Raw genomic sequence first — 13,409 nt, forward strand, 5'->3', positions numbered from 1 at the left:
GGATGCGCCGGCCGGCACCCGGGCCTAGCGTGGTGGTCGTGCGCAAGAAGTCAGTGCTGGACCCGTACAACGCGCTGGTGGTGGCGGCCGCCCAGCTCGTGCTCTCGTACGGCGCGTACTGGGGGCAGCGCGACTTCCGCGAGCCGCTGGACTGGCTGGCGGTCGCGCTGCTGCTGGTGGGGCCGGTGGGCGTGCTGCTCCGGCGGCGCTATCCGGTCGGGACCGCGGTCGCCGCGCTCGCGGCCACCTACGCCTACACCTGGTCCGGATACCCGTACGGGCCCGTCTACCTGTCGCCGATCATCCTGCTGTTCTCCCTCGTCACCCTGGGGCAGCGGGTCAAGGCATGGGTGATGGCCGGGGTGAGCATCGCGGTCTTCATCACCTACGGCTACATCCGGTCGGGCGAGCCGACGGGGCTCTTCCACGACCTGGCGGTGACCGCGTTCGTCCTGCTCCTCATGGTGGTGGCGGAGCTGACCAGGATCGTCAGGGAGCGGCGCGCCCAGCAGCAGCGGGCGGCCGAGGAGGAGAACAGGCGGCAGGCCAGCGAGGAGCGGCTGACCATGGCCCAGGAGCTGCACGACGTGCTGGCGCACAACATCTCGCTCATCCACGTGCAGGCCTCGACCGCGCTGCACCTCATCGACGACAACCCCCAGCAGGCACGCACCGCGCTGGCCACGATCAAGACCGCCTCCAAGGAGGTGCTCGGCGAGATGCGCTCGGTGCTGAACGTGCTGCGCGAGGGCGCGCCCCGCTCCCCCACCGCCGGGCTCGACCGCCTGGACGAGCTGATCGAGCGCTCCGGCCTGGACGTGAAGCTGGAACGCACCGGCTCGCGCGCGCTGCCGCCGCAGGTCGAGCGGGCCGCCTACCGGATCGTCCAGGAGTCGCTCACCAACGCCGCCAGGCACGCCCCCGGCGCGGCGGTGACGGTCCTGCTCGCGTACGGGGCCCGCGAGCTGGTCATCGAGGTCACCGACGGCGGCTCCACCACACCCCCCGTGCTGGCCGGAGAGGGCAGCGGCAACGGCATCCCCGGCATGCGCGAGCGGGCCGTCGCGCTGGGCGGGACGCTGGCGGCCGGTCCATCAGGCCGCGGCTTCCGGGTCACGGCCCGCCTGCCCCTTCCCGAGGAGAAAGCATGATCAAGGTGTTGCTCGCCGACGACCAGGCGCTGGTGCGGGCGGGCTTCAAGGCCCTGCTCGACGCCCAGCCCGACATGGGCGTGGTCGCCGAGGCGGCCGACGGCGCGGAGGCCATCCGGCTGGCCCGCGAGCACGGGCCCGACGTGGTGCTCATGGACATCCGCATGCCGGGCATGGACGGGCTCACCGCCACCCGGCAGATGCCGGAGGGGCCGCACATCATCATCCTGACCACGTTCGAGCTGGACGAGTACGTCTTCGAGGCGTTGCGCGGCGGGGCCAGCGGGTTCCTGGTCAAGGACACCGAGCCGGCCGAGCTCATCCAGGCGGTGCGGGTGGTCGCGGCCGGCGAGGCGCTCCTGTCGCCGAGCGTGACCCGCCGCCTGATCGCCGAGTACGCGTCGCGCGCCAAGGAACCGCTGGCCGCCGAGAACCTGGACCAGCTCACCGACCGCGAGCGCGAGGTGCTCACCCTGGTCGGCGGCGGCATGACCAACGACGAGATCGCGGCGAAGCTGTTCATGTCGCCGGCCACGGCCAAGACGCATGTGAGCCGCGCGATGATGAAACTGCACGCCCGGGATCGGGCGCAGCTGGTGGTGATCGCGTACGAGTCCGGCCTGGTGAAACCGGGCTGGCTCTGAACCCCGGGAGGAGGCCACCCGATGGCCGGACTGCGTGACGTGGTGGTCGACTGCGCGCACCCCGCCTCCCTCGCCCGGTTCTGGGCCGCCGCGCTCGACGGCTACGCGGTGGCGCCGTACGACGACGCCGAGCTGGCCAGGCTGCGCGCCCAGGGGATCGACGACCCCGAGGACGACCCCACGGTCCTGGTGGAGGGCGGCCCTCCGCGCCTGTGGTTCCAGCGAGTCCCGGAGCGCAAGGCGGGCAAGAACCGCCTCCATCTCGACCTTCAGTCCGAGGACCGGGAGGCCGAGGTCGAGCGGCTCGCCGGGCTCGGGGCCGCCGTGCTCGACCGGCGCGAGGAGTGGACGGTGCTGGCCGACCCCGAGGGCAACGAGTTCTGCGTCTTCCCAACCCTCACGGACCAAAGGTGAACACGCTCGCCAGGGGCTCGGGGCGTCCCGTGAACGGAAGCAAAGGAGGTAAACGGCACGGAGGGTGAAAGAACTGTCACTGGCCGCGTCCGGGCACGGGCCGTTACGTTCGGAGGAGACCTTCGGCGGAGGGGACGATGATGCAGGCGGCGGCCCTGTTCGGCAGTGGTCTCGTCGCCGGTCTGGTGGCGGGGACAGCGTCGTGCACGGCCGTGCAGGGAGGCCTGCTCGTCGGGCTGACCGGGGAGCGCGACCGGGTGGTGCTGGGGTGGTTCCTGACGGGCCGGCTGCTGTCCTACACGGCGGCGGGCGCGCTGCTCGGGCTCGCGGGCTCGGCGGTGAAGCCGCCGCCGCAGGCGCGGGCGGTGCTGCTGGTGGCGGCGGGCCTCATGGTGATCGCGTTCGCGGTCAGGCTCTACCGCCGCCCCGGTTGCCAGCCGCCGCGCCGCGCGTTCGGCGGGCTGGGCCCGCCGCTGCTCGGGGCCGCCACGATCCTGGTGCCGTGCGGGGTGACGATCGGCATGGAGCTGGTCGCGATCACCAGCGGCTCGGCGCTGTCGGGGGCCGCGGTGATGGCCGGGTTCGTGCTCGGCACCGCGCCCGCGCTGGCGCTGCTGGGCTGGCTGCTGCGGCGCGTCACCCGTACGAGACTGGCGAGGGCGGCGGCGGTGCTGGCGATCGCGGCGGGGCTGTGGACGGTCGGCACGGGCGTCAACCTCGGGGGCTGGCTGCCCGCGACCGCGACCACGACCGGCGCGCGGAGCCCTGTCGTGACCATCTGGGCGCTGCGCGACGGCTACCGTCCGGCGGCGGTGGAGGCACCCGCCGGGGTGCCGGTCGAGGTGGTGTTCAAGCTGGTCGACCGGGGCTGCACGGAGACCGTGGCGTTCGCCGGGCGGGACCTGGCGCTGCCCGCGACCGTGCGGCTGCCGCCGCAGCCGCCGGGCACGCTCCGCTACGCCTGCGGCATGGGCATGTTCACCGGGATAATCAAGTTCTCCTGAGCCGCTCGGCGATTACGGTTCGCAATCAGGCGATCACATGCCACCCTTCTGGCATGCTCTGGCAAGGTGATGCGACGAGGCCGGCCGTCCCGGCGCCGCGCGTGGGTGACGAGGCGGAGCTGCTGATGGCCGCGCAGCGGGGCGATGCCCAGGCCGCGCACCGGCTCGGCAGGCTCTACGCCCAGCGCGGCGACCGCGGCGCGGCCCGCCACTGGTGGGAGTCCGCGGCCGGGGCCGGGAACGTCGACAGCGCCTACAACCTGGGCCTGTGGCACGAGAAGCACGGCACGCTCGACGAGGCGCTCGGCTGGTACGAGCGCGCGGCGGCGGCGGGTGACGCCGAGGCGGCGGTCAACCTGGCGACGCTGCTGCAGGAGCAGCGCGGCGACCCCGGCAGGGCCAGGATCTGGTTCGAGCGCGCGGCCCAGGCGGGCAGCCGGACGGCGGCGCGCAGGCTGGCGCTGATCTGCGAAGACACCGGCGAGCTCGTGGCGGCGCGTGACTGGCACCGGCAGGCGGCGGCGGGCGGCGACGCCGCGTCCGCGCACGACCTGGGTTTCCTGGCCTACTCGGCGGGCGAGGACGCCGAGACCGTGCGCTGGTGGGAGACCGCCTGCCGGGCCGGTCATGCCGGCGCGGCCTACTGCCTGGGCCTGCTCCTGCAGGCCGGGCGCGACCCGGAGGGCGCCGAGGCCTACTACCGGCTGGCCGCCAAGAGCGAGCATCCCGGCGCGGCGGTCCAGCTCGGCGCCATCGCGCTGTCGCGCCGCGACCTGCGCACCGCCAGGGGCTGGTACGAGCAGGCGGCGTACGCGGGGCGGCTGGAGGGCCAGCGGATGGCCGGGTTCGTCTGCGTGGAGCTGGGCGACGCGAAGGGCGCCAGCCACTGGTTCGGCAGGGGCGCGGCGGCCGGAGACCCGGAGTCGGCGTTCAACTTCGGGCTGCTGCTGATCGCCGAGTTCGGCGACCTGAAGGGCGGCCGCCACTGGTTCCGGCAGGCGGCGCTGGCCGGCCACCACCGGGCGGCGCTGGAGCTGGCCGGGCTGCTGTCGGCGGCGGGCCGGGGCGCCGAGGCCGAGGAGTGGCTGACCGACCCGCCGCCGCCCGTCTGGGACCGGACGGCCGAGCCGGAGCTGGCCGCCAGGGCCGAGCTGGCGGCGCTGGCGACCGATCGCCGTGGCGGCGTGGCCCTTGAGGTGGCGGAGCTGAACGAGATCCTCGGCACCTGGGACCTGGTGACGAGGCCGCTGCTCGACCACGGCGAGGTGATCGCCTGGCTGGTGGCGCGGAGCGGGCTGCACGCGAGCGCGGTCGAGCACCTCGCGTCGGTGCGCGGCACGCTGCTGCGCCCGGGCAGCGCCCCGTGGCCCAGCCCGGTGGAGGTCGCCCACGTGCTGTCGACGGCGCGCGAGCTGCGCGGCAGGCTCGGGCTGTCCGGCGCCGCCCGTGACGGCGCCGACGCCCGCATGCCCGGGTTCTAGGCCGCCAGGACGTCGGCGACTTTGGTGTGCGGCAGGTGCAGGGCCTGGGCGACGGGCTCGTTGGTGAGGGCGCCGTCGTGGGTGTTGAGGCCGCCCGCGAGGCCCGCGTCCTCCTTGAGCGCGTCCTTCCAGCCCAGGTCGGCCAGCTTGAGCGCGTACGGGAGCGTAGCGTTGGTGAGCGCGTAGGTCGAGGTGTTGGGCACCGAGCCCGGCATGTTGGCCACGCAGTAGAAGACCGAGCCGTGCACCCGGTAGGTGGGCTCGGCGTGCGTCGTCGGCCGCGAGTCGGCGAAGCAGCCGCCCTGGTCGATGGCGATGTCGACGAGCACCGAGCCCGGCTTCATGCGGGCGACCAGCTCGTTGGTGACCAGCGTCGGGGCCTTCGCGCCGGGGATGAGCACCGCGCCGATGACCAGGTCGGCGGCCAGGACCTCCCGCTCGATCGCGTACGCGGTCGACACCAGCGTCTTGAGCCTGCCCTGGTAGACGGCGTCGATGAAGCGCAGCCGGTCGACGTTGGTGTCGAGCACGGTGACGTCCGCGCCCATGCCGACGGCGATCTGCGCGGCGTTCAGCCCGGAGACGCCGCCGCCGATGACGACGATCTTCGCGGGGGCCACGCCCGGCACGCCGCCGGGCAGCACGCCGCGGCCGCCGTTGAACCGCATCAGGTTGTACGCGCCCACCTGCGGCGCCAGCCTGCCCGCCACCTCCGACATGGGCGCTAGCAGCGGCAGCGCCCCGTTGACCTGCACGGTCTCGTACGCGATGGCGGTGGTGCGGGCGGCCAGCAGCGCGTCGGTGCACGGTCGTGAGGCGGCCAGGTGCAGGTAGGTGAAGATCACCAAGCCCTCGCGCAGCCGGTGGTACTCCTCGGCGATCGGCTCCTTGACCTTGAGCACCAGGTCGGCCTCGGCCCACACCTGGTCGGCGCTGTCGCGGATCTTCGCCCCGGCGGCGAGATACTCCTCGTCGGTGATGTGCGAGCCCTCGCCCGCGCCGCGCTGGACGGTCACGTCGTGGCCGCGCTCGACCAGCTCGTGCACCCCGGCCGGGGTGGCGGCGACGCGGTATTCGTGGTTCTTGACCTCGGCAGGTACGCCGATCTTCATGGGCTGTCTGTCCTTTCGGAGAAAAAAATATCCGGTACGGGATCCCGTACCGGATATTTTGTCGATCAGAGGCGCGCCCACGCCTCCTTCAGCACACTTCGTAGAATTCCGCCGATCTCCTCGAACTCCTGCGGCCCGGCGATCAACGGCGGCGCGAGCTGGATGACGGGGTCGCCGCGGTCGTCGGCACGGCAGTAGAGGCCGGCGTCGAACAGCGCCTGCGACAGGAACCCGCGCAGCAGCCGCTCGGACTCCTCGGCGTTGAACGTCTCCTTGGTGTCACGGTCCTTGACCAGCTCGATGCCCCAGAAGTAGCCGGAGCCGCGGACGTCTCCGACGATGGGCAGGTCGTCCTTCAGGCTCTCCAGCGTAGCCCTGAACAGCGGCTCGTTCCTGGTGACGTGGCCGAGCAGGTCCTCGCGCTCGAAGATGTCGAGGTTGGCCAGCGCCACGGCGGCCGAGACGGGGTGGCCGCCGAAGGTGTAGCCGTGGGCGAAGATCTCGTCGCCGTTCTTGAACGGCTCGAACAGGCGGTCGTGCGCGATCATCGCGCCGATCGGCGAGTAGCCGCTGGTCATGCCCTTGGCGCAGGTGATGATGTCGGGGACGTAGTCGAACTTCTCGCCGCCGAACATGGTGCCGAGGCGGCCGAAGGCGCAGATGACCTCGTCGGAGACGAGCAGCACGTCGTACTCGTCGCAGATCTCGCGCAGCCGCTGCCAGTAGCCGGGCGGTGGCGGGAAGCAGCCGCCGGCGTTCTGCACCGGCTCGGCGAAGACGGCGGCCACCGTGTCGGGGCCCTCCATCTCGATGGCGCGGGCCACCCGCTCGGCCGCCCAGTAGCCGTACTCCTCGGGCGTCATGCCGGGGACGCCGGTGGTCTCGTCGGCGCGGTAGTGGTTGGTGTTCGGCACCCGCACGGAACCGGGCACGAGCGGCTCGAACATCTGCTTGAACGCCGGGATGCCGGTGATCGACAGGGCGCCCTGCGTGGTGCCGTGGTAGGCGATCTGGCGGCTGATGACCTTGTGCTTGAGCGGCTTGCCGATGAGCTTGTAGTACTGCTTGGCGAGCTTCCACGCGCTCTCGACGGCCTCGCTGCCGCTGGTGGTGAAGAACACGCGGTTGAGGTCGCCGGGCGTCAGGCTCGCCAGGCGCTGGGCCAGCTCCGCGGCCTTGGGGTGCGCGTACGACCAGAGCGGGAAGAACGCCAGCTCCTGCGCCTGCTTGGCGGCGGCCTCGGCCAGCTCGCCGCGTCCGTGGCCCACCTGGACGACGAAGAGCCCCGCCAGACCGTCGAGGTAGCGCTTGCCGTGGATGTCGTAGATGTAGGAGCCCTCACCGCGGACGATGGTGGGCACCTCGGACTTCTGGTAGGAGCTGTGCCTGGTGAAGTGCAACCACAGGTTGTCCTGCGCGGCCTTCAGGACGTCGTGTTCCGGCTGCGTCATGTGTATCTTCCCTCGTTCGATCTGCACACCAGTGTGCAACCTCACCAGCCACTTTGCCAAGGGATTGCGTCGCTACTCCAGTGACGTGAACCGAGATCCGCAGAACTTTTCGGTAACAACTACGAAATCCGCAGGTACCCTGGCGCAGTGGTCACACCCTTTCACCTGCTGTGAGCGACGGTGTGATCCAATGGAACGCCCGACCACCGAGAAGACCCCCGGGGGACCGTCCCGTGACTCCTGAGCAGATCGAGAGCGCCGTTGCGGCTGCGATGCCGCAGACCGTCGAGGAGCTCAAGCGGCTGGCCGCCATCCCGTCGGTCGCCTTCCCCGGCCACCCCGAGGAGCCCGTGCACGCCGCCGCGGCGGCGGTGGAGGAGCTGCTGCGCAGCACCGGCCTGCCGCGCGTGCAGCGCGTCCCGGTCGACAACAGCTTTCCCGCCGTGTTCGCCGAGGCTCCCGCGCCGCCCGGCGCGCCGACCGTCCTGCTGTACGCCCACTACGACGTGCAGCCCGCGGGCGACCCGGCCTCCTGGCGCACGCCGCCGTTCGAGCCCACGCTGATCGACGGCAAGCTGTACGGCCGCGGCGTGGCCGACGACAAGTCCGGCGTCATGTCGCACGTCGCCGCGCTCCGCGTCTTCCAGGGCCGCTTCCCGGTCGGCGTCAAGGTCATCATCGAGGGCCAGGAGGAATACGCCGGCGAGCGGCTGGAGGCGTTCGTCGAGCGCAACCCCGACCTGCTGCGGGCCGACGCGGTGGTGGTGGCCGACACCGGCAACCCGCGCGTCGGCGACCCGGCGGTGACGACCTCGCTGCGCGGCATGGCGGCCTTCACCATGGAGGTGCGCACGCTCCGCGAGCCGCTCCACAGCGGCTCGTTCGGCGGCGCCGCTCCTGACGCGCTGGCGGCGCTGATGCGCATGTGCGCCGCGCTGCACGACGAGAACGGCGACGTCCGGGTGCCCGGCCTGCCCCGTGGCAGCTTCCTGGGTCAGGGGCCGACGGAGGAGGAGTTCCGCAAGACCGCGGGCGTGGCCGACGGCGTGTCGCTGGTCGGCTCCGGCTCGCTGGCCGACCGGCTGTGGGCCTCGTACGCGATCACCGTGACCGGGCTCGACGTGCCGTCGGTCTCGGGTGCGGTCAACGCCGTGCAGCCGGTGGCGCGGGCCAGGGTGACGGTGCGGGTGCCGCCGGCGGGCGACCCGAAGACCACGGTCAACGCGGTGGTGGAGTTCTTGCAGCAGGTGGCGCCGTGGGGCGTGCGGGTGTCGTTCGGCGACCTCACGGTCGGCTCGGGCTTCCAGGCCGACTCGGGCGGCACGGCGCGCGCCGCGCTCAACAGGGCGATGGAGCGGGCCTTCGGCCGGCCGCCGCGCGACGTGGGGGCGGGCGGCTCGATCCCGCTGGTCAACACGCTGCTCAAGCAGTTCCCCGCGGCGGAGATCCTGCTGTTCGGCGCCGAGGACGAGGACGCCGCCTGCCACGCGCCGAACGAGCGGGTCGACCTGGAGGAGCTGCGCCGGGTGGTGACCACCGAGGCGCTCTTCCTCCAGGAGCTGGCGCAGCCGTAGTCAGAAGCGCCAGCGGGTCTGCGCGTAGTCGCCCTTGCGGAAGCCGAAGGCTCGCGCGGGGGCGACCTCGAACACCAGGGCCCGCCCGCCCGCGCTGTTGTGGAAGGCCCCGTCGTGGACGTCGAAGTGCCAGTCGGGGCCGTACTTCGCCTCCCAGGCGTCCGCCAGCGCCTTCAGCCTGCCCTCGTCGGCGACCTGCTCGGCTACGCCCTCCACGACCAGGTCCAGGCCCTGTCTCAGGGTGTTGGCGCCGGTGGTGAGCGCGACCTGCCGGTTGGCCTCCAGGTTTCTGGCCTTCTGCTCCTCCGGGCCGGTGCAGAAGTGGAGCGCGCCGTCCTGCCAGACGGCCAGCAAGGGCGTGACGTGCGGGCGGCCGTCGCGGCGTACGGTCGACAGCCACCAGACCTCGGCGCGTTCCAGCAGCTCGGCGGCCTCCTCCCAGGTGGTGGCGGCGGCGCCGCCCGCGCTGAAGCGGGTGTCGAGCTCGGTGATCGGGTTCATGGGTGGTTCCTCCTTCGCGAGGAGTGGACCCGGCGGACGTCAGAAATTCGTCGGCGGGCGCGGGAAGAGGGTGACGAACCGCTCGGCCACCTGCCGGTCCCCCTCCACCTCGGACTCTTCCAGGTTCCGGCCGGCGAACACCACGCTCCTGATCGTCTCGGCGTCGGCGCGCAGCACGGCGTCTCCTCCCGCGCCGTCCCTGGCGAAGGTGAGCTGCCCGGCCGAGACCGTCGCCAGGATGCTCTCCTCGCCGAGCCGCAGCTCGACGCTGCCCTCGAAGCCGTCCGCCGCCCCGGGGTCGAACGTCGACTTCAGGGCGTACAGGAGCGCGTCGACGCTCAGCGGCCCGGTCGAGGTCAGCGGCATCCGGCTGCCCCACTGGGCCAGCGCCAGCACCACCGGCTCCAGCTCGCTCCCCCGTTCCGTCAGCTCGTACACCCGGCTCGCGGCGGGCGGCGGCAGCTTGCGGCGGCGCAGCACGCCGGACTCCTCCAGCTCGCGCAGCCGCTGGGAGAGCACGTTCTGGCTCGCGCCGGGCAGGCCGGCGCGCAGGTCGGTGAAGCGTTTGGGGCCCAGCAGCAGCTCGCGCACGATCAGCAGCGCCCACCGCTCCCCGACGTGGTCGAGGGCACGGGCGACGCCGCAGGGGTCGTCGTAGGTTCGCATCGAAAATCCTTGCGAATTCGTACGTGTTAGTCCTAGTTTAGGACCAACACGTGATTGGAGCCATGACATGAACGCTCTGGACACCCTTCCACAGGGAGATGTCCGGCTATTGGAGCATCCGACCGCACGCAGGCTGCTCGTCTCGAAGGAACTCGCCCGGGTGGCGTACGTCGCCGCCGACGGGACGCCACGCGTCTACCCGACGCTGTTCCACTGGAACGGCGAGGAGGTCGTCATGGCCACGTTCGCCGGCGCGGTCAAGATCAACGCGCTGCGGGCCAGGCCCGAGGTCGCCATCACCATCGACACCACGGCCACCCCGCCGGAGGTGCTGCTCATCCGCGGCCGGGCCGAGGTGACCGACGTCGACGGCATCGTGCCGGAGTACGCGCTCGCCCACCACCGCTACGCGGGCCCCGAGCAGGGCGCCAGGAACGTGGCCGAGGCCGACCGGCCGGGAGTCCGCATGGCCCGCATCGCCGTCCGGCCTACGTGGGCCGGGGTGCTGGACTTCCAGACCCGCCTGCCCGGCCAGATGCCCACGGGGGCGTGATGGCGACGTTCGCGCTGATCCACGGGGGCGGCGGCACCTCCTGGCCGTGGCGCCCGCTGGAGACCTGCCTGCGCGGGCGGGGGCACCGCACGGTGGCCGTGGACCTGCCGCTGGACGATCCGGACGCCGGGCTCACCGACCACGCCGACCATGTGATCGCCGAGGTGCGGAAGTCCGTCGGGCACCTGGACGGCCTCGTCGTCGTGGCGCACTCATGGGGCGGGTTCGTCGCCCCGATCGTCTGCGACCGGGCGAAGGCCGACCTGCTGGTGCTGCTGGCGGGCATGGTGCCGGCGCCCGGTGAGCCGCCCGCCGACTGGTGGGCGAACAGCGGTTTCGGCGACAAGGACATCGACGACCCGGTCGCGCTGTTCATGCACGACGTGCCCGCCGACCTCGCGGCCGAGGCGCTGCGGCACGGGCGGGGGCACGCCGAGAAGGCGCTCGTGGAGCCGTGGCCGCTGGACAGGTGGCCGGACGTGCCGACCCGCTACCTGCTCTGCCGCGACGACCGGTGGTTCCCGCCCGAGTTCGTCCGGCCGATGGTGCGCGAGCGGCTGGGCATCGAACCGGACGAGATCGGCGGCAGCCACAGCGTCATGCTGTCGCGGCCGGAGGAGCTGGCCGACCGGCTCGCCGGCTACCTCTGAACGACCGGCAGCTCGTACACGCGGCGGACGCTGCTGCCCAGCCTGCCGATGTCGGCCCCGTACACGTGGATCGACACCCCCGTCTCGGAGCTGGTGTTGCGCACCAGGTGGATGTCGCCGGGCGGGGCGAAGCCGCTGACGTCGCCCGGCCGGTTGTCGGCGCGGCCGATCTCCACCAGATGGTCGCCCTCGTCCCGGTAGAGGGTCTCGTGCTCGTTGCCGCTGAGCACGGCGAACGCGCACCAAGAGATGTGGTCGTGGATGGCGGTCTCCTGGCCGGGCCGCCAGACCACGGCCACGATCGAGAAGTCGTCCTGCGCGTGCAGGGGCCATGACACGTACGTCTCGGGCGAGCCCAGCCGCTCCTGTGCGGTCAGGATGTCCAGGCTCGGCAGCCGGTCGCGCATCAGGTCAGCGACGGCGAGTGCGGTGTCGCGGGCGGGAAGGCGGCGCGCGGTCAGCGCGCCGACGCCCGCCACCAGCTCGGCCAGGCCGGGCCGTACGGTCGTGACGGTGTCCATGCATCCTCCCGAGGTCGTGCGGCTTCCTCTTCCTACGGTCTCGCGCCGACCATCGATAGGTCCAACAGAAGTATTCGAGCCGACCTATAGATACGATTGATGAATGCTGGATGTCACCCGGCTCCGCGTCCTGCTCGCGGTCGCCCGTACCGGCTCGCTCACCGCGGCCGCACGGGAGCTGCACTACGCGCAGCCGTCCGTCAGCCACCACCTCGCCCGGCTGGAGGCCGAGACCGGCGCCAAGCTGATCCAGCGGGCCGGGCGCGGCATCCGGCTGACCGAGGCCGGCAGGCTGCTGGCCGAGCGGGCGAGCGACATCGTCGGACGGCTCGACGCCGCCGCCGAGGAGCTGGCCGCGCACGTCGGGCTGCAGACGGGGCGGGTGCGGCTGGCGGCGTTCCCCTCGGCGCTCGGCACGTTCATCCCCGAGGCGGCTGCCCTGCTGCGGAAGTCGCACCCGGGGCTGCGGCTCGAACTCACCGAGACCGAGCCGCCGGAGGCGCTGCGGCTGCTGCGGGCCGGGCGGGTGGACGTCGCGGTCATGTTCCGGTACGACGACACGGCGCCGGAGGCTCCCGGGCTCCAGCTGATCCACCTGTGGGACGAGCCGAGCTACCTGATCACCCCGGGGCCGGGGTTCGTGGAGGCCGGTTCGCCGGAGTCCGATGAGGCCGATCTGGGAGTTTTCGCGGACGCGGCGTGGATCGCCGGGTGTGACCGGTGCCGGAGCCATCTGTTCGACCTGTGCGACAAGGCGGGGTTCGAGCCGCGGATCTCGTTCACCAGCGACGACATCGTGGCCGTGCAGGCGCTGGTGGCCGCCGGGATAGGCGTCACCGTGCTGCCGGCGCTCGCGCTGCGCGCGCACCGCCATCCGGACGTGACCGCGCGCCGCGTCCCGGGCTCCACCCGGCACGTGTTCGCCGCCGTCTACGGCCACCCGCCGCACCCGTCGGCCACCGAGGTGCTGGTCGCGGCCCTGCGCGACAGCCTTTAACCCCGTTGACGGGCTCCATAGGATGACGGCATGCCGGATCTCTCCACACTTGCCCTCTTCTGCGCGGCCACCCTGGCGATTCTGCTCGTGCCGGGCCCGGCGGTGATCTTCATCGTCACGCGCAGCGTCGCCCAGGGCCGGGCGGCGGGGCTGGTCTCGGTCCTCGGCGTGCACGCCGGGTCGGTGGTCCACGTGGTCGCCGCCGCCCTCGGCGTCAGCGCCCTGCTCGCCGCGTCGGCGACCGCCTTCACGATCGTCAAGTACGCGGGCGTCGCCTACCTCGTCTGGCTCGGGCTCCGCAAGCTGCTGGCCCGGGGAACCGCGGAGGAGATGGTCGAGCTGCCGGAGCAGTCCAAGCGGCGGATGTTCTGGGAGGGGTTCGTGGTCAACGTGCTCAACCCGAAGACCGCGATCTTCTTCATGGCGTTCCTGCCGCAGTTCGCCGACCCCGCCGCAGGGGCGGTCGCGCCGCAGATGCTGGTGCTCGGCTTGCTCTGGATGGCGCTCGGCATGGCCTCCGACGGCACGTACGCGCTGCTGTCGTCGGCGCTGGCCACCCGCGTGCGGCGCTCGGTGCGGGCCCGGCGGCGGATCGACATCGGCAGTGGGCTGGTCTACTTGGGGCTGGCGGCCTGGCTCACAGGTGAGAAGGCCTGACAAGCCCGGAAATTTCGGTGCCGTAGTGCGATA

General features: G+C 72.4%; 15 protein-coding genes. 10 read left to right on the forward strand and 5 right to left on the reverse strand.

Annotation, left to right across the window (positions count from 1 at the left end; genetic code table 11):
- Nucleotides 1–38 precede the first annotated feature (38 nt).
- The 5 genes from FR742_RS30515 (at nt 39) to FR742_RS30535 (ending at nt 4,694) form a co-directional block, all read left to right on the forward strand.
- Nucleotides 39–1,151, forward strand: coding sequence for a sensor histidine kinase (locus tag FR742_RS30515; RefSeq protein ID WP_148034131.1), 1,113 nt, complete (start codon nt 39–41; stop codon nt 1,149–1,151).
- On the forward strand, nt 1,148–1,795 hold the full coding sequence (locus FR742_RS30520; RefSeq protein ID WP_148034132.1) for a response regulator transcription factor: 648 nt from the start codon (nt 1,148–1,150) through the stop codon (nt 1,793–1,795). The genes FR742_RS30515 and FR742_RS30520 overlap by 4 nt, the downstream gene beginning before the upstream one ends.
- 21 nt (nt 1,796–1,816) lie before the next feature.
- On the forward strand, nt 1,817–2,209 hold the full coding sequence (locus FR742_RS30525; protein WP_148034133.1) for a VOC family protein: 393 nt from the start codon (nt 1,817–1,819) through the stop codon (nt 2,207–2,209).
- 137 nt (nt 2,210–2,346) lie between these two features.
- Nucleotides 2,347–3,213: a sulfite exporter TauE/SafE family protein gene (locus FR742_RS30530; RefSeq protein WP_148034134.1), complete on the forward strand. Its 867-nt coding sequence runs from the start codon at nt 2,347–2,349 to the stop codon at nt 3,211–3,213.
- 53 nt (nt 3,214–3,266) lie between these two features.
- Nucleotides 3,267–4,694, forward strand: a complete 1,428-nt coding sequence (locus FR742_RS30535; protein ID WP_148034135.1) for a tetratricopeptide repeat protein — start codon at nt 3,267–3,269, stop codon at nt 4,692–4,694.
- On the opposite strand, the gene ald is transcribed toward FR742_RS30535, so the two are convergent.
- Nucleotides 4,691–5,806, reverse strand: a complete 1,116-nt coding sequence (gene ald, locus FR742_RS30540) for an alanine dehydrogenase (protein ID WP_148034136.1) — start codon at nt 5,804–5,806, stop codon at nt 4,691–4,693. The genes FR742_RS30535 and ald overlap by 4 nt on opposite strands.
- A gap of 65 nt (nt 5,807–5,871) precedes the next feature.
- Nucleotides 5,872–7,257 (reverse strand): aspartate aminotransferase family protein, encoded by a 1,386-nt coding sequence (locus FR742_RS30545; protein ID WP_148034137.1) that lies wholly within the window; start codon nt 7,255–7,257, stop codon nt 5,872–5,874.
- 233 nt (nt 7,258–7,490) lie between these two features.
- Between FR742_RS30545 and FR742_RS30550 the strand changes: the two genes are divergently transcribed.
- On the forward strand, nt 7,491–8,831 hold the full coding sequence (locus tag FR742_RS30550) for a M20/M25/M40 family metallo-hydrolase (protein ID WP_148034138.1): 1,341 nt from the start codon (nt 7,491–7,493) through the stop codon (nt 8,829–8,831).
- Here the strand turns inward: FR742_RS30550 and FR742_RS30555 are convergent, their stop codons facing one another.
- Together FR742_RS30555 and FR742_RS30560 are read right to left on the reverse strand one after the other, a co-directional pair.
- Nucleotides 8,832–9,332, reverse strand: a complete 501-nt coding sequence (locus tag FR742_RS30555) for a pyridoxamine 5'-phosphate oxidase family protein (RefSeq protein ID WP_148034139.1) — start codon at nt 9,330–9,332, stop codon at nt 8,832–8,834.
- Nucleotides 9,333–9,371: 39 nt separating this feature from the next.
- Nucleotides 9,372–9,998 (reverse strand): helix-turn-helix domain-containing protein, encoded by a 627-nt coding sequence (locus FR742_RS30560; protein WP_148034140.1) that lies wholly within the window; start codon nt 9,996–9,998, stop codon nt 9,372–9,374.
- A 67-nt stretch (nt 9,999–10,065) separates the two neighbouring features.
- On the opposite strand from FR742_RS30560, the gene FR742_RS30565 reads away from it, so the two are divergent.
- Together FR742_RS30565 and FR742_RS30570 are read left to right on the forward strand one after the other, a co-directional pair.
- Nucleotides 10,066–10,551, forward strand: coding sequence for a pyridoxamine 5'-phosphate oxidase family protein (locus tag FR742_RS30565; protein ID WP_148034141.1), 486 nt, complete (start codon nt 10,066–10,068; stop codon nt 10,549–10,551).
- Entirely contained in the window at nt 10,551–11,201 is a 651-nt protein-coding gene (locus FR742_RS30570; RefSeq protein ID WP_148034142.1) for an alpha/beta fold hydrolase, read from the forward strand. Before FR742_RS30565 ends, FR742_RS30570 begins: the two co-directional genes overlap by 1 nt.
- Here FR742_RS30570 and FR742_RS30575 read toward each other — a convergent pair.
- On the reverse strand, nt 11,192–11,722 hold the full coding sequence (locus FR742_RS30575) for a cysteine dioxygenase family protein (RefSeq protein WP_148034143.1): 531 nt from the start codon (nt 11,720–11,722) through the stop codon (nt 11,192–11,194). The genes FR742_RS30570 and FR742_RS30575 overlap by 10 nt on opposite strands.
- 103 nt (nt 11,723–11,825) lie before the next feature.
- On the opposite strand from FR742_RS30575, the gene FR742_RS30580 reads away from it, so the two are divergent.
- The gene (locus FR742_RS30580) at nt 11,826–12,719 is read left to right on the forward strand and encodes a LysR family transcriptional regulator (protein WP_148034144.1); all 894 of its coding nucleotides are present in this window, start codon (nt 11,826–11,828) and stop codon (nt 12,717–12,719) included.
- A 30-nt stretch (nt 12,720–12,749) separates the two neighbouring features.
- Complete coding sequence (locus tag FR742_RS30585; protein WP_148034145.1) at nt 12,750–13,376, forward strand: LysE family translocator; 627 nt, start codon at nt 12,750–12,752, stop codon at nt 13,374–13,376.
- Nucleotides 13,377–13,409: the final 33 nt, after the last annotated feature.

The organism is Nonomuraea sp. C10 (assembly GCF_008017515.1).
Taxonomy (GTDB): domain Bacteria; phylum Actinomycetota; class Actinomycetes; order Streptosporangiales; family Streptosporangiaceae; genus Nonomuraea; species Nonomuraea ferruginea.

Excerpts from the sequence above, each read along its gene's own strand:
- FR742_RS30520 (WP_148034132.1), top strand. The coding sequence starts at position 1,148 with ATGATCAAGGTGTTGCTCGCCGACGACCAGGCGCTGGTGCGGGCGGGC.
- FR742_RS30525 (WP_148034133.1), top strand. The coding sequence starts at position 1,817 with ATGGCCGGACTGCGTGACGTGGTGGTCGACTGCGCGCACCCCGCCTCC.
- FR742_RS30530 (WP_148034134.1), top strand. The coding sequence starts at position 2,347 with ATGATGCAGGCGGCGGCCCTGTTCGGCAGTGGTCTCGTCGCCGGTCTG.
- FR742_RS30535 (WP_148034135.1), top strand. The coding sequence starts at position 3,267 with ATGCTCTGGCAAGGTGATGCGACGAGGCCGGCCGTCCCGGCGCCGCGC.
- ald (WP_148034136.1), bottom strand. The coding sequence starts at position 5,806 with ATGAAGATCGGCGTACCTGCCGAGGTCAAGAACCACGAATACCGCGTC.
- FR742_RS30545 (WP_148034137.1), bottom strand. The coding sequence starts at position 7,257 with ATGACGCAGCCGGAACACGACGTCCTGAAGGCCGCGCAGGACAACCTG.
- FR742_RS30555 (WP_148034139.1), bottom strand. The coding sequence starts at position 9,332 with ATGAACCCGATCACCGAGCTCGACACCCGCTTCAGCGCGGGCGGCGCC.
- FR742_RS30560 (WP_148034140.1), bottom strand. The coding sequence starts at position 9,998 with ATGCGAACCTACGACGACCCCTGCGGCGTCGCCCGTGCCCTCGACCAC.
- FR742_RS30565 (WP_148034141.1), top strand. The coding sequence starts at position 10,066 with ATGAACGCTCTGGACACCCTTCCACAGGGAGATGTCCGGCTATTGGAG.
- FR742_RS30570 (WP_148034142.1), top strand. The coding sequence starts at position 10,551 with ATGGCGACGTTCGCGCTGATCCACGGGGGCGGCGGCACCTCCTGGCCG.
- FR742_RS30575 (WP_148034143.1), bottom strand. The coding sequence starts at position 11,722 with ATGGACACCGTCACGACCGTACGGCCCGGCCTGGCCGAGCTGGTGGCG.
- FR742_RS30580 (WP_148034144.1), top strand. The coding sequence starts at position 11,826 with ATGCTGGATGTCACCCGGCTCCGCGTCCTGCTCGCGGTCGCCCGTACC.
- FR742_RS30585 (WP_148034145.1), top strand. The coding sequence starts at position 12,750 with ATGCCGGATCTCTCCACACTTGCCCTCTTCTGCGCGGCCACCCTGGCG.